The sequence below is a fragment of the Bacillus sp. 491mf genome, assembly GCF_900112415.1.
Classification (GTDB): Bacteria; Bacillota; Bacilli; order Bacillales; family Bacillaceae_G; genus Bacillus_A.
Genome location: NZ_FOLV01000013.1, coordinates 55309 through 78317 on the forward strand (window position 1 = coordinate 55309; position 23009 = coordinate 78317).

The following is a 23009-nucleotide window of genomic DNA, read 5'->3' on the forward strand; positions in this document are numbered from 1 at the left end:
GATGCCTTTAACTATTTCTACTATATGATAAGCTTGTACGAAATATGTTTGCAACTTTTTACACTTTAAATTTTTAGGAAACGACGGATTGACATAACGCTTCCCCACATACCGATTAATGCACCGATTAGCATTAACAAGCCAGATAGCTCGAAAACGAACGGGCTATATGGAAGTAATTCAAAGATTGTTCCTGCAAATTTCTCATTAAACACAGATTGAAGCGAATTATATGAAATCAAAATCATAATAATTGGAATGATTGAACCTAGTACACCTAGGAATAATCCTTCTAACAAGAATGGCCAACGAATAAACCAGTTTGTTGCCCCAACAAGTTTCATAATTTCAATTTCAGTGCTTCGTGCATAGATTGTAATTTTAATTGTATTAGAGATTAAGAACATCGCTGTGAATAATAGACCAGCAATTAAGATAATCCCAATATTACGGCCAGTTTTTACTGTATCAAATAATTTTTCTACTTCACCTTGTCCGTATTGTACTTTATTTACAAATTGCATTTTTGCAATTTTCTTTGCAATAACAGCTGTATCAGTTGGTTCTGTCGCCTTTACAACATATACATCTTTTAACGGGTTATCTTGCTCAAATAGCTCAAATGATTTCCCGCTATCGCCTAAACTCTTAATCAATTTTTTTAGTTCTGCGTCTTTAGAAGAATATTTAACAGAATCGACTTTCGAAATCTTAGAAATATCCTCTTTTAATTTCTTTTGATCTTCTTTCTTAGCTGCTGGATCAATATGCACACGAATTTCTACATCTTGCTCTACTTTCGTCGCAACATGGTTCATATTCATAATCGCTGTTAAAAAGACACCTACAAGTAATAATGTAACTGTTACTGCACTTACAGAGGCAAATGTCATCCATCCGTTACGGGATAAATTTTTGATACCTTCTCGTAAATGGCGACTAAGGGTTTTAGTCTTCATATCCGTATCCTCCCTCAATCTCGTCTCGAACAATTTTTCCACCTTCAATTGCAATTACACGATGACGAATTGTATTTACAATATCCGCATTATGCGTCGCCATAACAATCGTTGTACCGCGATCATTAATGCGCTTAAAAATACCCATAATATCCATCGCTGTATCCTTATCAAGGTTACCAGTTGGTTCATCGGCAATTACAACTTTCGGACGATTCACGATTGCTCTTGCAATTGCAATACGTTGTTGTTCCCCACCAGAAAGCTCACTTGGCAATGCATCAGCACGATCTTCAAGACCTACAAGCTTTAATACTTCCATAACGCGCTCACGAATCACGTCTCGATCTTCTTCGATAACTTCTAAAGCAAACGCAACATTCTCATATACATTTAACTTCGGAAGTAACTTGAAATCTTGGAAAATTACGCCTAGCTGACGACGGAAATATGGTACGTCACGCTCTGGTAAAGATTCAATTACTAAACCATTCACATTAATAGATCCTGTAGTTGGTTTTTCTTCACGATACATCATTTTAATAAATGTAGATTTCCCGGCTCCACTCGGTCCTACTACATAAACGAATTCGCCTTGCTTAATTTTTACTGTGAGTCCATCCACGGCTTTCATGCCATTTGGATACTCCTTATAAACATTCGTCATTGTTATCATTATTTATCACCCAATACTAATGATTTTTTCGACACTTTTTATTCTTCGATGTTTAACTATAATTGCTAAAATCTTCGGTCGTTTTCACATTTTTCATTATTTTATCTTCTAAATTATGTAAAACTTTTTCACCAAAATTCTACAAAAAGGCACTTCGTCCTACATTGTACCATTATTCGGTTTTAAATTTGGATACAAGTTTGTTACAGTTATGTTACACGGTACGAAATATATAACATAACACAAGCAAATAAGACCTTCTGCTGTCGTACAAAGAGGTCTTATTTGTTGGCATTTCATGAAGAGATTCTAAGTTAGTCGGCTCCCGCGGCTAGAATGCTCGGTGGCTTCGCGCCTTCCTCCGAGGCACAATACGCCTCTCTGTCAGGAGCTCCATCCCCCTCCCATTCTGAACGAGCCGCTTCCGCTTTTCTTTTTTACTTCTTCTCAGCTAGCCATTCTGATACTTTTTTCACATCTTCGCCTTGGATTACACCACCTGGCATACTACCGCGACCTTTCGCGATGATTTTTTCAATTTCTTCTTGGCTATACTTTCCGCCCACTTTTTTTAGCTCTGGCCCTGATAATCCTTGTAGGTCATTACCGTGGCAACCTGCACAACTTTTTTGAAATACTTTTTCAGCGCTATCACCACTAGCTGCTTGACCAGGGCTAGAAGGTTTGCTTTCTTCTTTTTTTCCACATGCTCCTACCGTAAGGGCTAACGATGCGCCTAATACTATCGTCAATAATTTCTTCTTCATCTATATCGCTCCCCACTATTAATTAATCCCTCAATAGCCATTATAATGATTTCCCTGCGATTTCAAAACTTACCTGCATACCCAATATTATCCTAAACGAGGGTCATCTCTTGCGGGCTCAAGGCCTATAGCAATTGTTTCAATTTCGTGAACAAATGATAGGATGCAATAAAATTAATGTTTTCTATATAATTTCATTACGATTTTTCAACATATAAATCGTCGCTATGCAGGAAAAGGTCCTGACCGCTTCATCCATTTAAATTTTTATGTCGTTCTTTCAATTTGCATTTATATAGTATAAAGAATCCAAAATGCACTCTATTTTTTGTACTATCACATGCATCATTTTATTATTTTCTACTTTTTACAAAAGAATATACAACTTGTATGCTACAACTACACCCACCAAAAAGAGAAGTTGTGATGCAACTTCTCTCCTCTTTCTCACCCTCTAAATAGAAGGTATGCTTCGCATTTTCTCACGCATGTGCCAACGCCTGTTGGCATTTTTTTGTTATTTATGAAATACGGGAACGTAAATATGCATCAATAAACGCATCAATTTCTCCGTCCATAACGGCTTGCACATTCCCAACCTCTGTATTTGTGCGATGATCTTTTACAAGAGAATATGGATGGAATACGTATGAACGAATTTGACTTCCCCAGCCAATTTCTTTTTGCTCACCACGAATTTCATCAAGCTCTGCTTGTTGTTCTTCTAACTTTTGTTGGTACAGTTTCGCTTTCAACATTTTCATTGCATGCTCACGGTTTTTAATTTGGGAACGCTCAGATTGACATGTTACGACAACATTTGTTGGAGTATGTGTAATACGAACAGCCGAGTCCGTCGTATTAATATGCTGTCCACCCGCACCACTTGCACGGTACGTATCTATTTTTAAATCCTCTGTACGTATTTCAATTTCAATATCATCGTTAAACTCTGGTACCACTTCACAAGATACGAAAGATGTATGACGACGGCCAGATGAATCGAATGGTGAAATACGTACAAGACGATGTACGCCTTTTTCTGCTTTTAAATAACCGTAAGCATTATGCCCTTTAATTAATAACGTAACACTTTTAATCCCCGCTTCGTCACCAGGAAGATAATCTAACGTTTCTACTTTAAAACCGCGTTTTTCCGCCCAGCGCGTATACATACGAAGCAGCATAGAACCCCAGTCTTGTGATTCTGTTCCACCTGCACCTGGATGCAACTCTAAAATAGCATTATTCTTGTCGTGTTCTTCATTTAGTAATAATTGAAGTTCGTATTCGTTCATATCGGCAGATAAAGTTTTCACTTCAGCTTCAAGCTCCGCATGTAATTCTTCATCGTATTCTTCTTTTACAAGTTCATGTGTTACTTCTAGATTTTCAAACGTTTCATTAAGCGTGTTAAACTTACCAACCATATCTTTTAAAGCATTCGCTTCATTAATAACTGTTTGTGCACTCTTTTGATCATCCCAAAAGCTTGCACCCATCATAATTTCTTCTAGTTCTGCGATTCGCTTTTCTTTTCCAGCGAGGTCAAAGAGACCCCCTAAACGCCGCTAATCTCTTAGCCATTTTCTCTAGTTCTTGCCTAATTTCTACTAATTCCATTTTTGTCACCTCTATGTAATTACTTCTCTCATACGAAAGAATAATAAAACCTTCACTACTTTATCCTAGCAACAAGGCAAACTCTCTCTGCTTTTGCGAGAGAGAGTTCATCTCTTGTTATTATATGAATGTTTATTAAAAATTTCCATTCATGAGAAAAACATTTTAAACGAGCCGCATACGCTTTTCTTTATTGTCTAGCTCCTGCGGCTAGAATCTCCGGTCGTTTCGCCCCCTCGGACGAGGCAAAAAGCGCCTCTCTGCCTTTGGCTCCAACGTCCTGCGATTCTGAACGAGCCGCATACGCTTTTCTTTATTACTTCCCGATTCCACAGCAGTTTTTGTGTTTTTTCCCGCTGCCGCATGAGCATAAGTCGTTACGGCCTGTTTGGTCAGCTTTTACGACTGGTTTTTTCTTTGCAAGTTCGTCGCCATCTTTTGGATGAACTGCTTCTCCTTGCGCTACTTCTTGACGTTCTAAGTTTTGTTCGATTTCCGCCTTCATGATGTAACGAGAAATTTCTTCTTCAATAGAAGCAATCATCGCTTCAAACATCGCAAAGCCTTCCATTTGATATTCACGAAGTGGATCAATTTGACCGTATGCACGTAAATGAATACCTTCACGTAAGTGATCCATTGCATCGATGTGATCCATCCATTTCGAATCTACAACGCGGAATACAACTACCTTTTCAAATTCACGTATTTGTGCTTCTGGCATTTGTACTTCCTTCTCATCGTAGCGTGCTTTCACTTTCGCAAAGACGCTATCGATCATTTCTTCTGGCGCTAAGCGGCGTAATTCTTCTTCTTTCACATCACCGTCTTGTAGAAGAGTTGCATTTAAGTACTCAACAAGACCAGCAATGTTCCACTCTTCTTCTAATTCCTCTTGCGTATGAAGAGCTACCGTACGCTCTACTGTAGAATGCATCATTCCTTCAATAATGCCGCGCAGATTTTCTGATTCCATTACGTCTTGACGCTGTTTGTAAATCACTTCACGCTGCTGACGAAGTACATCGTCGTATTGAAGAAGCTGCTTACGCGCATCGTAGTTATTACCTTCTACTCGTTTTTGTGCAGATTCAACAGCGCGAGATACCATTTTACTTTCGATCGGTTGTGTATCATCCATACCTAAACGATCCATCATCGCTTTCATATTATCAGCACCGAAACGACGCATCAGTTCATCTTCCATTGATAGGTAGAACTGTGTCACACCCGGATCTCCTTGACGTCCAGAACGACCGCGCAGCTGATTATCGATGCGTCGGCTTTCATGACGCTCTGTACCGATAACTGCTAAACCGCCGACTTCACGTACACCTTCTGCAAGTTTAATATCCGTACCACGACCAGCCATGTTTGTCGCGATCGTCACCGAACCTTGATAACCTGCTTCAGCAACAATTTCTGCCTCGCGTGCATGGTTTTTCGCGTTTAAGACATTATGACGTACACCTTTTCTCGTTAACATCTTCGAAATTAACTCAGATGTTTCAATTGCCACTGTACCAACTAGAACAGGTTGTCCTTTTTTATGACGCTCAACAATATCGTTTACAACAGCATTAAATTTTCCTTCCATCGTTTTAAAAATTAAATCCGCACGGTCGTCACGAATAATCGGCTTATTCGTCGGAATCACAACAACCTGCATATTATAGATGTTACGGAATTCTTCTTCTTCTGTTTTCGCTGTACCTGTCATTCCAGAAAGCTTCTCATACATACGGAAATAGTTTTGGAATGTGATTGTCGCAAGTGTCATACTTTCATTTTGAATTTCTACGCCTTCTTTTGCCTCAATCGCTTGATGCAATCCTTCGCTGTAGCGGCGACCTTTCATAAGACGACCTGTAAATTGGTCAACGATTACGATTTCGCCTTCTTGTACAACATAATCTGTATCACGGTGCATAACAACGTGAGCACGAAGCGCTTGATTAATATGGTGAAGAAGCGCTACATGTTTTAAATCAAATAAGTTTTCAATGTGGAACGATTTCTCTGCTTTGTTGATCCCTTCTTCTGTCAACATAACATTTTTCGTTTTCACATCAAATGTGTATTCTTTTTCATTTGTTAACGTACGCACAAATGCATTCGCAAAAATATATAATTCTGCAGATTTTTGCGCTTGTCCAGAAATAATTAACGGTGTACGTGCTTCATCGACTAAAATGGAGTCTACCTCATCGATGATGGCATAGTGCAGTGAACGCTGTACACACTGTTCTTTATAAAGCACCATGTTGTCACGTAAGTAGTCGAATCCAAGCTCATTATTCGTGCTGTACGTAATATCAGCAGCATACGCAACTTGCTTCTCTTCTCGTGACATATGATTTAAATTGATACCAACTGTTAAACCAAGGAACTCATGGAGTTGTCCCATTTCACTCGCATCACGCTGTGCTAAATATTCATTGACAGTAACAACGTGAACACCTTTTCCTGTAAGAGCATTTAAGTATACTGGTAAAGTAGAAGTTAACGTTTTACCTTCCCCTGTCTTCATCTCAGAGATATTCCCTTCATGCAAGGCAATACCACCCATTAACTGAACAGGATATGGACGCATACCTAGTACACGTGTTGCCGCTTCACGCACAACAGCAAAAGCTTCTGGTAACAAATCATCTACTGTTTCACCTTTTGTTAATCGCTCTTTAAACTCTACTGTCTTTCCTTTTAACTGTTCATCTGTCAGTGGTGACATTTGATCTGCTAATGCTTCTATTTTATCCACGGTTTTTTGCATACGTTTTACTTGACGTTCATTTGTATCAAACACCTTTTTTAAAATACCGATCATGAGAATACGCTCCTCTTTTATTAAAATAAAACTTCCATCAGTGTCGTGATTCTTTTCACTGGTTGGTCGTTATAACACTCAATTTCATTTTGTATAAACATCGAATTCTTTCGCCTACTAAAAAAGTATAAACATACTAACAATTGTAACACTTGTTTTATATGTATGACAACAATCTGCCAAACACGGCTGCAGGAAAGTAAGGAAGAGGTCTGTTCATATGTATATAGAATCTAAAAAAACGCAGCCATGACAGCTGCGTTTTCCATTATATTATTTAGTTTCGATTAAACCATATTTTCCATCTTTACGACCATACACAACATTTGTTTCATTTGTTTCTGAATTTGTAAAGACGAAGAAATTATGACCTAACATATCCATTTGTAAAATCGCTTCTTCTACATCCATTGGTTTTAAGTCAAATCGTTTTGTACGAACAAGCTCTAATTCATCTTCAGCAACCTCTTCTTGCGCAGTTGGTTGATCTGGAAGAATCAACATTGCTTTTACAGAGCCTTTCTCACGTAACTTACGATTTACTTTTGTTTTATGTTTACGAATTTGTCTTTCCAGTTTATCTACTACTAAATCAATAGCAGCGTACATATCGCTATTTGTTTCTTCAGCACGAAGTAATAAATCTGGAAACGGGATTGTTACTTCCACCCTTTGCTTGTCAGAGTATACTTTTAAGTTTACCTTAATTTCTGGAAAAGTATCGAAATAGCGTTCTAATTTACTTAACTTTTTCTCTACATATTCCTTTAATGCTGGAGTTACTTCAATATTTTCACCGCGAATGTTGAATTTCATAGATGAACTCCTCCTTTCAAGCCTATGTATAAGGTTTTCGACAAAGGAATCAAAAACCCTTCCTACATTTTAAAAATTTTTGATAAAATTCGATATTTTTTATCGATTTTTGTAGAAAAGAAAATGTATTATCTTTCCTACTTTTATTTTATCCTATTCACATCTTGTTTACTGTATGTACGTGTGAAGAATCCGTTACAAAATTGCAACAACTTTTTGACAACTTCTCCCGCTATTCGCGGGCAGTAAATACTTCCACCTCAAAATTCGGCGAAAACATTGTCCAGCTCCAGCGGCTAGAATCTCCGGTCGTTTCGCCCTGCGATTCTGAGCGAGCTGCTTCCGCTTTTCTTAAGAAGTTAGGTGGGAGATAAACTGCCCGTAAAAGCCCGATTGGTTCAACTAATAATCAGTGGGGATGAAGAACCCCCACTGATTAAAGTTTCACTTTATGATAAAACCTCCGTTAGCTATGCAACGGAGGTTCTCTTATGTGAAACGCTGGTCCTTAAAGCACACCATGTTTCTCAAATAAAATGATTATAACTTTACAACGTTTGCCGCTTGCGGACCACGCGCGCCGTCTACAATCTCAAATTCTACTTTTTCTCCTTCTTCTAACGATTTGTATCCATCGTGCTGAATCGCAGAAAAATGAACGAAAACATCATCTCCACCATCGCGCTCGATAAACCCAAAACCTTTTTCTGAATTAAACCATTTTACTTTTCCTTGCATACTCGTTCCATTCCCTTCAATCTTAAAATAAAGGCATATGCCCCATACTTTGACTATAACGAATTAGAAAACAGAAAGTCAAAGAAGAGTTGTCGTCTTTTTATTGTACCTTTCGACATACTTTTTCCCGCTATTCGCGGGCAGATTTAAGATTGACAAAGAATCAAAGAAGATAAGTAGGGGATGCAAGTTTCACTCTATTTCTCAATATACACCGAACGTACAATGGTACGTGTATATGCTTTTCCTTCTTTATTCTTCCCTTTAATATCGATCGTTACATTATACACACCTGATTTTTCGACATTTGGTAACTTCCCAGTGAATGTGGCTGCATCTTCTTTTTGCAGTTTATTAGATTGCGAAACTAGCTTTCCATCTCGATCTACAACGTGTACATCAAAAGATACGTTTTCTTGCTGCACGGAGCGCTTTTGAGATTTCGTTACCTTAAACTCCGCTTTGTTTTGTTTCACTTTACCTGGCATTTCTAATGTAAACGGTGCAGCTTGTTTATAATTCGCAATCATCAAATACGCATCGTCCTTTTTCTGTGACAGCATTTTCAAACGCCACTCGCCTTCTTCCATTTGATCTACTTGGAATGTTCGAATAGTCGCTCCGTTAAAATAAGCATACTCTTCTCCAATTGTCGCTTTACTATTTTGATTTGTGTACACCTTACCAGATGGAGCGATAAGTTGCACTTGTACATTTTCGTTTGCAGTCAATACAGAAATACTTCCATCTGTTACAGTGTCCACCGCAAAGGTTTGTTCCGCCCAGCTATTTGCTGGGAGAGTTCCTCCAAGCACTGTTTGATTCGCATTACTAGCCAAGCTTTTTTGTGATTCTCCAAGCATACTTTCGCTTACCATAGAAGGAGATGGTGCAGCACTACGCAAATAAGGCTCAATCCGTGAAAATACAGCTGATCCCATTCGAATGCTATCATGATCAAGACTAGAGTCTGTAAATAGATGTTTTCCATAAGGCAGCTTCGTACTCCATTCGTTAACTAACCCATCATTCGCACCATACCAAGAGAGGTAAAACCCACCTACGGACAATGCGGAGAAGGCCGGTCCCCAACTTGTTCCCGCTACTGTATAATACCGGTTTAACTTTGCGTTCGGATTACTATCCGTTACATTACGAAACTGCGCCATTTCCCCCGTCTGTAAAGAATACGTGCCCGCATCTTGTTGCCCCAGTAAAGAAGCAAGCCAGCCTGCCCACCAGCTATACGCTAAGTCCGCTAAATTAGATCCATAATGCGGAGAAGCAAGCGTCACTACATTTCCAACATAACGGCTGGCACCGTAATGAATAAGCGCTGCTTGCGTGTCTGGCCCACCTTTACTGTGCGCGACAATATTCACTTTCTTCCCAAAGCGATTATAGATTTCCTCCAGCATAGACGCGAGCAAACGTCCATTGTCCCACTCACTTGCCGAACCTTTTCCAGCCGCATCATACAGCTGAACAAAAACAGTTTGATACCCTGCATTGTAAGCGTAGCTATACATATCATTCATACCGTGATAAACAGTTTCACCATACCAGTTCTTAGCATTTCCATTCTTACCTTGAACGAATACGATAGGTGGTTTATCCGAACTATTCTCAGGAGTTGCCCCTAAAAACCAACTCCCAGGAGTAAACGATTCTGACGGTGGAAAAATCCCCCCAGATATTTGTACAGAACTAGCAAAAGCAGATGAAATAGAAAAAGAGCAAGAAATCAAAATAAAAGCCGTTACCAATGCAAAGAACCGTTTGAACTTATGAAACATAACAGACCCCCTCATCGAATTTAAAATTGTCCCACACAATTATGTTATGCAGAGGTTTATCCAATCATTTGTATTAAATTGAATAATAGACACAGATTTCTCCTTACAAAGATTTAATAGTGTCACTGCATAATGCGAGTATATAAATACAACTTGAAAAACCAATACAAAAACCACTTTTTTAGGTGGGCGAGAGGGTCTGACCATGCATGGAGCGGTCAGGGCCCTTTTCTGCCACATGCTAAATTTAAAACAAAAGGAGAAAACAAGTAGCGGTCATGTTGTATTTCGCATAACAGAAACTTATATGCCGGAAAATTAAAATGGATATATAGAGATAAAAACTATGATGATATACAATTTCAAAAAAACATATTGCCATATTCTTGAATCTATAATATACTAAACTTACAAAATTCTTAATTTTCAAAAAATATAAAAGGAGGAATTATTATGGCAATCGCAATTGCAGTTTTATCATTTTTAGGTGGATTAATTCCGTTAATCACAACTCTTTTAAAAGCATTCATGTAATCTTCTCGCACTTATAATAAATTATCGTACAAATAATCTGTCTATCAAAATTAAATTGATGTGCAGATTATTTGTGTGAGCTTACATATAACAAAAAGTATTCTAGTATACATATCGAAAAATGGAACTACACCTCGCTGTCTTTCTTTGTATTAAAACTTTGCGCGTGGTAGGAAAAGGTCTTGACCAACTCTATACATAGTCAGTCCCTCTCGCCCATTAAAAAAATTGCTTTTCTGTCAGTTTTTCATAGAGTTTTTATATTTGATAAAAAAGTTTGTTGAATGAATAAATTGTTTAATTTTCCTAATTCACAAAGTTTTCAAAATTAAGTGATCCAAATGTTAATATTTGTTATACAATAAACTTGTCAAATAATCACCTAGGTAAGTTCCCCTGTTTTACTTGTTAAGATAGTTTGTATTACCCTTATTATTATCTCAAAAAGAACTTGTAGTGATTGCTACAAGTTCTTTTTGCTTTTCAAGTAGAAAGCGCGCTTACATCAAACTACAGTAGTAAAAAAGACCGCAAATGAAAAATCAGCGGCATAACGTCAAAGACGACACGTTCTTCGCTCCTTTTTCATAGAAACATTCCGCCGCCTGCCGCACCGTAATACCGGTTGTATACACATCATCAATTAAGACAATATCCTTCCCACGAAAAGACTCATCCGCCGCAAAATAAAAAGGCCGAGAACGCTGCAATCGCTCCGCTCTCGTTTTCTTACTTTGCTTCTCTGCACCGCTTCGCACAAGAGATGTCTTCATTACCGTGGCCGATAAACATGCCGCTAATAATTCGGCTTGATTAAATCCTCGTTCATATTGACGCGGCAAGCTAAGCGGAATCGGAACAATACAATCACAATGCGGAAAATGTTGCCGAAAAGCATTCGCAAAAGCAGAAAAGAATATTTGCACAAGAGCCGCATCACCGCGAAACTTAAACCGAGCTAACACTTCTTTCATCCAATCATTATATACATAGACAGAGCGATTTTTGACATATACATGCCGAAAATGCGGATCTTTCCTCCAGCGTAAACAATCCTGACAATATTCTCCTTCTCTATACTCATCCGCTAAAGATTGAAACATTCTGCCGCAATCCGCACAAATATCTCCTATAATATAAGAAAATTTTTGTTCACAATGCGTGCATACATACCGCTTATCTTGTTCAACAAAAAAGGAAAACCAGCTCGGCAAAATAGAGACAACATCGTCGCACAGAAGACAATTCATTAGTCAATTAACCCTTCTTGCTTCGCTCGTTTATTCATCATTTGAATTTGTTTTTTCGCCGCAACCATCGCCTCTGTCTTGCCGTAGTGAAAATAGATGACATCTCCAGAAGGAGCGTGACGACTGCGCCCTGCCCGCCCGGCAATTTGAACGAGTGCACTTTCTGAAAAGACATGCTCTTCTGCTCCTAACACTGCCACTTGTAAATTCGAAACAGTAACGCCTCGTTCTAAAATCGTCGTCGTTACTAATAACGGAATCTCTCCTTTTCGAAACGAAGCCACTTTCTCTTTCCGGTTTGCCTCTTCCGCATGCACACCCTCTATACGATCATCGATACCTTTTAAAATAGAAACGATTTCTTCTACATAACAAACATGAGGAACAAATAGAAATAGAGGATATTGTTTTTCTAAATACATATGGAGCCACCGCAAAACATTAGAAGGTAACATTTTCTTTTCGATGGATTTTCGCCAATTACCACACCAGCGAAAAAGAGGGACAGGGAGGGGATAACGGTGGTAGCGCGCCGGAATAATCACACCGGTTTGTTTTCCATTCCGAAGCTTTCTCTGCCAATCTTTAGACGGCGTCGCTGTCAAATAAATAAACGAAGCATTTTCTTTACTAGCAAGGCGAACTGCATATTGCAGCGTTTCATCCACTGAATAAGGGAAAGCATCAATTTCATCCACAATCATTACATCAAACGCCCTGTAATAACGAAGAAGTTGATGCGTTGTCGAAATAACAAGCTGCGCATTTTTTGATAAGTCGTCACTTCCCCCGTATAACGCGCAAATTGAAACAGATGGGAACACTTCCTGTAAACGCGGATAAAGTTCAAGTACAACATCCGTCCGCGGCGTAGCGATACAAATACGTTCTCCCCTATGCAGCGCTTCTTGTATCCCATGAAATAACATCTCTGTTTTCCCCGCACCGCATACAGCCCAGACGAAAAATGATTCTTTTCGCTCTACCGCCCTAACAATTCCATCTGCAGCCTTTCGCTGCCCTTCTGATAACTGACCATCCCACCTCAAACAATTCGCAATCACTTCGTTTTGTATCGGACCAGTCCAGCGAACGAGCTTTGTACATTCACTCACTCTTCCCATCATGATACACTTCCGGCAATACATGCACATCGCACCGCAGCGATAGCATCGAAACGAAAAAAACAATCGTTGCTCTTTATTTCCGCAGCGCTTACATATATAACGAGAGTTTTTCTTTACAACGCCTTTCTCATAACGAATATGGCCTTCTCGCTCTAATTGATGCAGTTCTTCTTTCGATACAGGTACTTCCTCTAACAGTAATTGACGACCTTCTAGCATCTCACTCCTGGTTTAAAAAACTTATAAAATTCTATCAAAACGTTGGCGGACCAAGACAAAAGCCAACTTCCGAAAAGGAATCTCACCCTTTTCCTGTCCGCAAGGTTATCACCTTCTCATTCACCTATTGTGAAAGAATAACGGCAGGTTCTTGTTAGGAACGGTCTTGTTTTGCGTATAATCATTTATCCGGGTCAACTATACGCAAAGGGATATAAGTTTTAAACCAGATTCCCCCCTTTCTGCTTTTACTATAAAAGCTTGGAAAGAGTTTGTAAAAACGCAAAAAAGCCGATAACCTACTTTTAAAATAGTAAGCTATCGACCTTATACACGTAATTTATTTCATTAGAAATCTTAGAATCTACCGTATCCTAAGAAATGTTTTTGGTTGTAAGAACTGCCCAAGTCAGAGTATGAAATCCCTTTATCACCAGCGTGAATCATTTGTCCGTTACCAGCATAAATACCGATATGAGATGGACCTGCTTTATACGTACCTTGGAAGAATACTAAATCACCAGGTTGTGGATCGCTAATGTGCTGAGTAGAATTCCAGTATCCAGCTACATCTTGACGACCTACGCCGTAAATGTAAGAAATGAATCCACTGCAGTCAAATCCACCGTTAGATGGGCTTGCACTACCCCAAACATATGGCATACCAAGGTATTGTTGTGCTTTTCCAAGTACACCAGGAGCTGGAGGAGTAGGACCAGGATTTGGCTTAACTTCTTTTGGCTTAGGTTTCTCTTGTCCACCACCATTATTTGCTGGTTGTTGCGCTGGTTGTTGCGCTGGTTGTACTGCTTTTTCAGCTAAGCTTTGTAAATATAGAGCTTGCTTTTCTAGGTCTTTTAATTGACCCTCTGTGCTTTGCATTCCGTTTACAACCGTTTGCATTTTTGCGTTTAATTCATCGATTGCTGTTTGCTTTTTCGCTTTTTCAACATCAAGTTCTTTTTTCGCAGTTTCGATTTTCGCTTGTGCATCTTTTAATTCTTTTTGTTTTTCTTTGATAAGCTCTACATCTTTTTTCACTTTCGCTTGATCACTTTGTTGCGTTTTCATAATATCTTGGTCAGAATCAAGAATTTGTGAAACAGAAGTTAAACGATCAACTAAATCCGCAATACTTTTAGAGTTTACAACTACTTCTGTTACAACGTTCGTATTTGGTTTCTCTTGAAGAGCAACTAAGCGCTTTCTTAACAGTTCTTCACGCTGTGCAATTTTCGTTTGTAACTCTGCAATCTCTTTATCTTTTTGTTCAATTGTTTTTTGTGCATCTTCAACTAGCTTGATCGTTTCAGCAAGTTTCGCTTCGTTCTCTTGAACAGACTTATCTAACCCTTGAATTGTCTTCTTTAATTCATCCATTTGTTTTTGGATTTCATCACGTTCTTGTTGTTGTTTATGTAAAGTGTCTTTTTGTTGTTGAATTTGTGTATTTACATCTTCAGCAAATGCGTTTGGTGTTACTACTGAAAACATCATAAATCCTGCAGCTAATGCGCAAGATGCGATTTTTAATTTTTTCATTTTGTTTTACACCGCTTTCTTTTTTTAGTTTCCCGAATTTATCTAATAAATTTATACCATAATTACCAATGCTTTTTTATAATGTTACGTTTTTGTAAAAGAAATGTAATATTATGCTTGTAGTTTTTTGACACTTCCATTCTAATATTGTATTTTCTTGTAAAGAAATAAGGAAATAAAACGATAACCCTTTTCCCTTTTTTGTACAATTTCAGTTTTTTTACAAAAATATAACACATTCAAACTCCCTTATTATTACATAGAATAATTTACCAGTCCACTACTTTTCTATTATTTTCATATAATTTTATATTGATTTTCTAACATACAACTAACTTCCATTCACAAACAAATACTCTCACTCACCCTAAAAAAGGAAGGGCTTTCATTTCATTCTTAATTTCAACGTCCCGACACATAAATCGCTGCTTCGAAAAAGTCAATACAAACGCCACTCGCACGTGACAAAAACAGACCCTGACCGCTCCCATACACGGCCAGTCCCTCTCGCCCTCCCCTAAAAAAAGGAGGTTTTTATGCCGTTTCCCACTCAATACACGCAAATAAAAAAAGCGCAAGAATCTCCACTTGCACTTTTTCCTGAGCTACCAAAATTCACTTTATTAATGAACCCATTTCTCCGCCCATTTTTGCACTTCTTGCATAACACTCTCTAACGCTTTCCCTTTATCTGTTAAGCCATACTCAATGCGTACTGGCACTTCAGGATAAACGGAACGCACAACAATTCCTTCACTCTCTAATTCCTTTAAACGCTCTGATAACATACGGTCGCTCATATTTGGAATAATATCAGCAATTTCCCGAAATCGTTTCGGTTCTTCTAATAATGATTTAATAATTAAACCTGTCCACTTTTTACTAAGAAGTGTAAAAGCAGATTCGAACTTTGGACATAAACACGGATTATGTTCCATATGTTTCACCTCTTTTTTATTATAAAATAGTTTCTTATAAAAAGTAAGTAGAATTACTTATTTTTTATATTTTTACCAAAAAAGCTCCCTACTTAAAAGAGAGCCTCATTTTTATTATTTTGTATACCATCCTAATGCAAGCGAACCTTCGCCTAAATGCGTTCCAATTACTGGTCCAAAATAACTGATTCGAAATTCAACATGCGGGTATAGTTCTTTCAATTCCCGCTCCAATTCTTTTGCTTCTTCTTCTCGATTCGCATGGACAACAACAGCTTCCATTGGGATTCCTTTACTTGCTTGTTCATCAAAGATTTCTACAATACGTTTTAATGCTTTTTTACGCGTACGAATTTTTTCAAATGGAATAATGATTTTATCACGGAAATATAATACCGGCTTTACTTGTAATAAGCTTCCAATAAATGCTTGTGCACTATTTAAACGACCGCCGCGCTGCAAATGATGTAAATCGTCAACAACGAAGTACGCATCCATTGTTTTCTTCATTTCATCAAAACGAGAAAGAATCTCTTCTGGGCTTTTCCCTTCACTCGCCATTTTTGCGCCTTCACGTACATAAAATCCTTGTACTTCACAACTAATTTCTGAGTCGTATGTATATACGTCGACTCCTTCTACCATTTGACCAGCTGTCGTTGCCGTCTGGTATGTGCCACTAATGCCGCTAGAAAGATGTATACTAATCACCGCATCATACTCTTTTCCTAGCTCTTCAAACAACTTAATAAACTCCCCGATAGCTGGTTGCGACGTCTTCGCCAGTTCTCCTTGCTCCCTAACTTTCTCATAAAAGTCTTCCGCTGTAATTTCCATTTCTTCTTGATAAGATTCATTTCCCAAAATAACGTTTAAAGGAATCATATGTATTTGTAACTCTTCACGTACATGTTTTGGTATATATGCCGTACTATCAGTGACAATAGCTATTTTCATTTTCGTACCTACCTTATAAACAGTTTTATTATTTATTGTACATGAAAATGGAAAAAGGTGCATTAATTGACGAATAAACGAAAGGTAAAGATTATAAATACTATCTCACCAATTTACAACAAAAAAATTCAAATTATAATAGAAAGAGTCAAACTTATACAAAAAAGATTTGAAACTCCAAACTAGCCCTTTTAGAATAAAAAAGTATTGATTATTTATCTTGTAAATCCTTCACCTTCTGAGAGACGAAAAAAGATTGAGATAGAGTCAAAGTTGCAATTTATTAAGATAGGAGCGTATATTATTGTTATTACAATATTTTACATTAAAAGGATACGGCGAACATGAAATCGTTATTCAAAAATCTCGCTTTATTTGCTATGCAAACCGCGCAACAACAGAAGCAGAAGCACAAGAATTTATCCAAAAGATTAAAAAGCAACATTGGAATGCAACTCATAATTGCTCAGCCTACTTAATTGGTGAGCACGACCAAATACAAAAAGCAAATGACGACGGAGAACCGAGCGGCACGGCTGGTGTACCTATTCTAGAAGTATTAAAGAAACGTCACTTAAAAGATACTGTAGTCGTTGTCACACGTTATTTCGGCGGCATTAAACTCGGAGCAGGTGGTTTAATTCGCGCATACGGAAAATGTACAAGTGAAGGGCTCAATCATATCGGCATCGTTGAACGAAAATTGATGCGCGTCATGAAAACAAAAATTGATTATACATTGCTTGGAAAAGTTGAAAATGAATTACGCAACTCTATATATGCTATTAAAGATATACACTACTTAGATCACGTCATATGCGATACATATGTGGAGGAAGATCAAAAACAATCATTCACAGAATGGATGATTGAAATCACAAATGGGAAATGTACAATTAACGAAGATGAGATGTTATATCTAGAACAAGATATAAATCCAAGTTGAAAAACTGACTTAAAAACCTTTTTCTGCCACATGCGATATTTAAACAAAGAGAGAAAGAAAGTAGCGGGGTACTTTTTGCCCAACATGGCCGTGACTTGTATGTTGGAAAGTCAATTTGGATTTATATAGTACAACACTAATTTACACTTAAAGGAGATTATTTATGGAAGATCGTTATCATCATCTCCAAAATCGAAGAACAAAAAAGAAAAGAAGACGTAAAGGTTTCATATTCCTTATTTTCGCCCTCCTTATCGGAGGTGGAGGAGTTTATGCTTATAATTCCTATTCTTCTTTAATGGGAATTTATAGCGGTATGCAGCACGATAAATCGAAACTCCGTACAGAAGATGTAGAAATTACGAAAAAACCATTTAGTCTTTTAATTATGGGAATTGAAGATTATGCAACAGGTGGCGAAAATGGACGAACTGATTCCTTAATGTTTGCAACAATTAATCCAAATTCACAAAAAGTATCTTTAATGAGTATCCCGCGCGATTCACGTGTGACAATTGCAGGGCGTGATAAAAAAGATAAGATAAACGCAGCTCATGCCTATGGCGGAGAAAAAATGACAAGAGAAACAGTCGAAAACTTTCTAAAAGTGCCTGTGGATCACTATATAAAACTGGACTTTAAAGGATTTAAAGGTATCGTCGATGCTGTTGGCGGCGTTACAGTTGATGTTCCATTTGATTTTTGGGAACGATCTGATGTGAACTATTACAAAAAGATTGAGTTTAAAAAAGGACAACAGCATTTAAACGGAGAAGAAGCATTAGCTTATGTTCGAATGAGAAAGCAAGATCCAAATGGTGATTTTGGACGTGCAGCTCGTCAACGTCAAGTACTTGCGGCGGTCGTACATGAATTAAACTCACCTACTACCGTATTTAAAATAAACGATCTTGCAAAAGCAATCGGGAAATATATCAAAACAGACATACCTGTATCTGATGGCCTTGCACTCTATAAAAAATTCTCTGGTTTTGATGCATCTAGCATTCAAACGTTAAAACTAGAAGGCGAAGATAAGAAAATCGATGGAATTTATTATTTCGTTCCAAACGAAATAAACATTCAAGAAGTTCGCCATACCTTTAATCAAAACTTAGAAATACCAGATTCTTCGTCAGGTACGCAAGAACAACCTGAAACAAAAGAACCGGCTAAACCAACGAACGGCCAAAATACAGAGCAAGAAAAACAAGAACCAGCTAAACATGATCAAAATTCGAATACACAAGCTGAAAAGCAAGAACCAGCTAAACCGAATCATAATTCCAATACACAAAAGACACCTTCATCCAATCAGCAATCAGATGAAGAATGGCAAATGTCTGGACATTAAAAAAACAGCTGTCTCCTTTTTAGGGACAGCTGTTTTTCATCTTATTTATTAAAGTATTCTACAATCGCCTTCACAATACGCCCTGACGCCTGACCATCACCGTATGGATTCGATGCTTTTGCCATTGCACTGTGAGCTTCTTTATCTGATAATAACTCATTTGCTAAGTTGAAAATCGTCTCTTCATCTGTACCAGCAAGCTTTAATGTACCAGCCTCAATACCTTCTGGACGCTCTGTAGTATCACGCAGAACAAGAACCGGCACACCAAGTGATGGCGCTTCTTCTTGCACACCGCCAGAATCCGTTAACATTAAGTATGAGCGAGCTGCAAAGTTATGGAAGTCAATAACATCAAGCGGTTCAATTAAATGAATACGATCATGCTCCCCTAAAATTTCTCCTGCAATTTCACGAACAACAGGATTCATATGTACCGGATATACTACTTGCACGTCTTCATGAGTTTCAACAAGACGTTTAATAGCACGGAACATATTACGCATCGGCTCACCTAAATTTTCACGGCGATGAGCTGTCATGAGAACGAGGCGGCTATCTCCAACTTTCTCTAACACCGGATGCGTATACGATTCTTTCACTGTCGTTTTTAACGCATCAATTGCTGTATTTCCTGTAATGAAAATGTTTACCTCTTTTTTGTTCTCTTGTTGTAAGTTCGTTGCAGACTTCGCTGTTGGTGCAAAATGAAGATCTGCCATTACACCCGTTAATTGACGGTTCATTTCTTCTGGATATGGAGAATATTTATCCCATGTACGAAGGCCAGCTTCCACATGACCAATTGGAATTTGATTATAAAAAGCAGCGAGACTTGCAATAAATGTCGTCGTTGTATCACCATGTACAAGAACGATATCTGGTTTCGCTTCTTTCATGATTTTATCTAAACCTTCTAAACCACGGGTTGTAATATCAATTAACGTTTGACGGTCTTTCATAATATTTAAATCATAATTTGGCTTAATACCAAAAATGTCTAACACTTGATCCAACATTTGACGATGTTGTGCTGTTACAGTCACAATAGGCTCAATTTGCTGTGAATGTTTTTGCAATTCCAACACGAGAGGGGCCATTTTGATAGCTTCCGGACGCGTTCCAAAAATCGTCATTACTTTAATGCGTTCTGTCATATTCAATTCCTCTCTTCTTTCAGTTTCTCGATTCGTCATATACGACAACACTTGTTATTATATATGAGAATCCATAATGTCAAAAGGAAATATTTTCTAAAAGATATATAAAAACAAGTCAGCTACAAGGAAGCAGCTGACTTGTTTTTACTTACTATATCCGTCCGGATGGGATGTATGCCATTCCCAAGCTGTTTGAATCATTTCTTCAAGCGAATATTTTGCCTTCCAACCTAATTCATTATAAATCTTTTCTGATGAAGCGATAAGCCTTGCAGGATCTCCAGCGCGGCGCTCCGCGCTAATCACATTTGCTTTCTTCTCCGTTACACGTTCACACGTTTCAATCACTTCTTTAACAGAAAATCCTTTTCCGTTCCCTAAGTTGTATACTTCATTTGATTTTTGCTCATTTTGTAAACTTTGCAGCGCTAAAATGTGCGCCTCCGCTAAGTCTGTCACATGAATATAATCGCGAATACAAGTACCGTCATGTGTATCATAATCTGTACCAAAAACAGCAATCGATTCACGTTTTCCTAATAAATGCTGAAGTACAAGCGGAATTAAATGTGTCTCTGGCGTATGATCTTCACCAATTGTTCCTGATACATGGGCTCCCGCTGCATTAAAGTAGCGAAGTACAACATATTTCAGGCCATAAGCGGCATGAAAATCTTGTAAAATATGCTCAACCATTAATTTAGTGCGTCCGTATGTATTAATTGGATTTGTTGCCGTCTTTTCTGTAATCATATCTGTTTCTGGAATTCCGTACGTTGCCGCTGTTGAAGAGAAAATAAATGATGTTACGCCATGCTCCATCATTTTCTCTAGCAACGTCATCGTTGCCGATACGTTGTTTTTATAATATTTCAACGGATTGGAAACAGATTCACCAACAAGACTATTTGCCGCAAAATGCATAACAGCATCAATAGAGTAGTTACCAAATACACGATCCAAATCTGCTGCGTTACTTAAATCTCCTACTTCTAAGATCGCTCTCTCATCAACACTTTCACGATGACCAGTTGATAAGTTATCTAATACGACCACTTCAAATTTTTGGTCTAACAATTGTTTTACTGTATGACTTCCAATATACCCTGCTCCGCCAACGACTAAAATCATGGTTTCTCCCCCTATAAAAAATATATTATCTATAGCTCCATAATTATTATAAAGCAATTCCTAGCTGCAAAATCAACTTTCTCCTAATAGCTTATAACAAGAAAAAAGCATTCACCTGTATTCCGCTATTCTCTCAACGTATATATTTACACAACGCAGTTCTACCATAACCATTATATACCACCCCACATCATCCTCGCATAAGAAACATACATATTTTTCTGTAAAACATCCATATTAAGATTAATTTTCATCTTATAATTCGCTTTTAAAATGTCATATATTTCAGATATTACAATTTAAAGTCATGCGAAAAAAAGATTGAATTCCATTCTTTTTGTGATACCATATGTTATGAGCCAAAAACTTATATTGAATTTTAAAGTAAAAAAGAGATTTCAATACGTTAAAATATAAAAGGTGGGGTATTAATGGACTCACGAATTATTTATGCAGTTTTGGCATCGTTCATTACCGTACTGATCGCTACCCCTTTCGTAATTAAGTTAGCCTTTAAGATCGGGGCAACAGACAAGCCAAATGCTCGTAAAGTACACCAGAACATTATGCCGCGTCTTGGCGGACTGGCAATCTTTATCGGAGTTGCTATAGGGTGCTTTGTTAGCGGCTTGTATGAACAGCGTATCGTATCGATTAGTATAGGTGCTGTCATCATCATTATCATTGGAATTTTAGATGATATGTATGAATTATCTGCAAAAGTAAAATTCGGTGGACAACTTTTAGTCGCTTTGTTAATCGTGAAAAACTTACAAATACCAGTGCTTTACATTCCAATCTTAGGAGACACTGAACTTGGATGGCTATCTTATCCAATTACAGTCTTTTGGATTGTCGGTATTACGAATGCTATTAATTTAATTGACGGACTTGACGGATTATCAGCTGGCATTTCTTCCATTGTTCTTGCAACATTAGCTTACATGGCTGCTACTAGCGTGACTGGTGCCGGTAGTGCAATTATTTTACCGCTTGCACTTATCGTATTAGCAAGTACAATTGGATTTTTATTCTATAACTTCCATCCAGCGAAAATCTTTATGGGAGATACGGGGGCACTGTTTTTAGGATATTGCATTGCGGTGCTGTCACTACTCGGACTATACAAAAGCGTAACATTATTTAGCTTTATCGTTCCAATCATTATTTTAGGGGTACCAATCTTTGATACAACATTTGCGATTATTCGCCGTGTTGTAAATAAGAAACCTATTTCAGCACCAGATAAATCGCATTTGCATCACCGCTTACTGGCAATAGGGTTCTCTCATCGAACAACGGTGCTAATTATTTATGCATTTGGTATTTTCTTTAGTGTAAATGCCATTATTTTCTCAAAAGCAACATTATGGCTCTCAATTGTTCTTCTATTCCTGCTTATTTTAATTACTGAAATTGTGGCAGAAATTATCGGTCTTGTACACGATCGCTATAAACCAATTATTTCAATCTATAAAAAAGTAAAAAGACGTGAAGAATAAAAATAGCATAACCAATACAACGTAAAAATATACAAACAGGAAAATTTCTTTAAAGAAATTTCCTGTTTTTTTGTTTTCCAAAATATAGTTCGTTTGAGAAGGTCCACCTTGGAGCAAGATAACAGTACAATCTTCAAATTAGGGTGA

At 37.7% G+C, this 23009-nt stretch carries 18 protein-coding genes; 3 read left to right on the forward strand and 15 right to left on the reverse strand.

Annotated elements, in window-relative coordinates:
• Window positions 1-65: 65 nt before the first annotated feature.
• From ftsX to BM211_RS14130, 13 genes are all read right to left on the reverse strand, one after another.
• A complete protein-coding gene (gene ftsX / locus BM211_RS14055; RefSeq protein ID WP_035430511.1) occupies window positions 66-959 on the reverse strand; it encodes a permease-like cell division protein FtsX in 894 nt (297 codons plus the stop codon).
• Window positions 949-1635, reverse strand: a complete 687-nt coding sequence (gene ftsE / locus BM211_RS14060) for a cell division ATP-binding protein FtsE (RefSeq protein WP_081904781.1) — start codon at window positions 1633-1635, stop codon at window positions 949-951. Before ftsE ends, ftsX begins: the two co-directional genes overlap by 11 nt.
• 437 nt (window positions 1636-2072) lie before the next feature.
• A complete protein-coding gene (gene cccB, locus BM211_RS14070; protein ID WP_035430513.1) occupies window positions 2073-2402 on the reverse strand; it encodes a cytochrome c551 in 330 nt (109 codons plus the stop codon).
• 521 nt (window positions 2403-2923) lie between these two features.
• A protein-coding gene (gene prfB, locus BM211_RS14075; protein ID WP_141771643.1) for a peptide chain release factor 2 occupies window positions 2924-4025 on the reverse strand; the annotation gives its coding sequence in 2 pieces (ribosomal slippage) (window positions 2924-3952 and window positions 3954-4025; 1101 coding nt in all).
• A gap of 316 nt (window positions 4026-4341) precedes the next feature.
• On the reverse strand, window positions 4342-6852 hold the full coding sequence (gene secA / locus BM211_RS14090) for a preprotein translocase subunit SecA (protein ID WP_090998082.1): 2511 nt from the start codon (window positions 6850-6852) through the stop codon (window positions 4342-4344).
• Between the two features lie 273 nt (window positions 6853-7125).
• The gene (gene hpf, locus BM211_RS14095) at window positions 7126-7668 is read right to left on the reverse strand and encodes a ribosome hibernation-promoting factor, HPF/YfiA family (protein WP_035430516.1); all 543 of its coding nucleotides are present in this window, start codon (window positions 7666-7668) and stop codon (window positions 7126-7128) included.
• 540 nt (window positions 7669-8208) lie between these two features.
• Window positions 8209-8406: a cold-shock protein CspD gene (cspD, locus tag BM211_RS14100; protein ID WP_035430517.1), complete on the reverse strand. Its 198-nt coding sequence runs from the start codon at window positions 8404-8406 to the stop codon at window positions 8209-8211.
• A 197-nt stretch (window positions 8407-8603) separates the two neighbouring features.
• Window positions 8604-10202, reverse strand: coding sequence for a lipase family alpha/beta hydrolase (locus tag BM211_RS14105; protein ID WP_035430518.1), 1599 nt, complete (start codon window positions 10200-10202; stop codon window positions 8604-8606).
• 1076 nt (window positions 10203-11278) lie between these two features.
• Entirely contained in the window at window positions 11279-11986 is a 708-nt protein-coding gene (locus BM211_RS14110) for a ComF family protein (protein ID WP_035430519.1), read from the reverse strand.
• A complete protein-coding gene (locus BM211_RS14115; RefSeq protein ID WP_035430521.1) occupies window positions 11986-13332 on the reverse strand; it encodes an ATP-dependent helicase ComFA in 1347 nt (448 codons plus the stop codon). The genes BM211_RS14110 and BM211_RS14115 overlap by 1 nt, the downstream gene beginning before the upstream one ends.
• Window positions 13333-13689: 357 nt before the next feature.
• Window positions 13690-14874, reverse strand: a complete 1185-nt coding sequence (locus BM211_RS14120) for a C40 family peptidase (protein ID WP_090998085.1) — start codon at window positions 14872-14874, stop codon at window positions 13690-13692.
• 623 nt (window positions 14875-15497) lie between these two features.
• Window positions 15498-15812, reverse strand: coding sequence for a winged helix-turn-helix transcriptional regulator (locus BM211_RS14125; RefSeq protein WP_035430525.1), 315 nt, complete (start codon window positions 15810-15812; stop codon window positions 15498-15500).
• 114 nt (window positions 15813-15926) lie between these two features.
• Window positions 15927-16769, reverse strand: coding sequence for a DegV family protein (locus tag BM211_RS14130; RefSeq protein ID WP_090998088.1), 843 nt, complete (start codon window positions 16767-16769; stop codon window positions 15927-15929).
• Between the two features lie 304 nt (window positions 16770-17073).
• Between BM211_RS14130 and BM211_RS14135 the strand changes: the two genes are divergently transcribed.
• The gene (locus BM211_RS14135) at window positions 17074-17715 is read left to right on the forward strand and encodes a YigZ family protein (RefSeq protein WP_035430527.1); all 642 of its coding nucleotides are present in this window, start codon (window positions 17074-17076) and stop codon (window positions 17713-17715) included.
• A 163-nt stretch (window positions 17716-17878) separates the two neighbouring features.
• Window positions 17879-19069 carry an LCP family protein gene (locus BM211_RS14140; protein WP_090998109.1) on the forward strand — a complete coding sequence of 397 codons (1191 nt, stop codon included), beginning with the start codon at window positions 17879-17881 and terminating at the stop codon, window positions 19067-19069.
• Window positions 19070-19110: 41 nt separating this feature from the next.
• Here BM211_RS14140 and wecB read toward each other — a convergent pair whose 3' ends face one another.
• The gene (wecB, locus tag BM211_RS14145) at window positions 19111-20226 is read right to left on the reverse strand and encodes a non-hydrolyzing UDP-N-acetylglucosamine 2-epimerase (RefSeq protein WP_035430529.1); all 1116 of its coding nucleotides are present in this window, start codon (window positions 20224-20226) and stop codon (window positions 19111-19113) included.
• 147 nt (window positions 20227-20373) lie between these two features.
• Window positions 20374-21360: a UDP-glucose 4-epimerase GalE gene (gene galE / locus BM211_RS14150; protein ID WP_035430530.1), complete on the reverse strand. Its 987-nt coding sequence runs from the start codon at window positions 21358-21360 to the stop codon at window positions 20374-20376.
• 431 nt (window positions 21361-21791) lie between these two features.
• On the opposite strand from galE, the gene BM211_RS14155 reads away from it, so the two are divergent.
• Window positions 21792-22862: a glycosyltransferase family 4 protein gene (locus BM211_RS14155; protein ID WP_035430531.1), complete on the forward strand. Its 1071-nt coding sequence runs from the start codon at window positions 21792-21794 to the stop codon at window positions 22860-22862.
• Window positions 22863-23009: the final 147 nt, after the last annotated feature.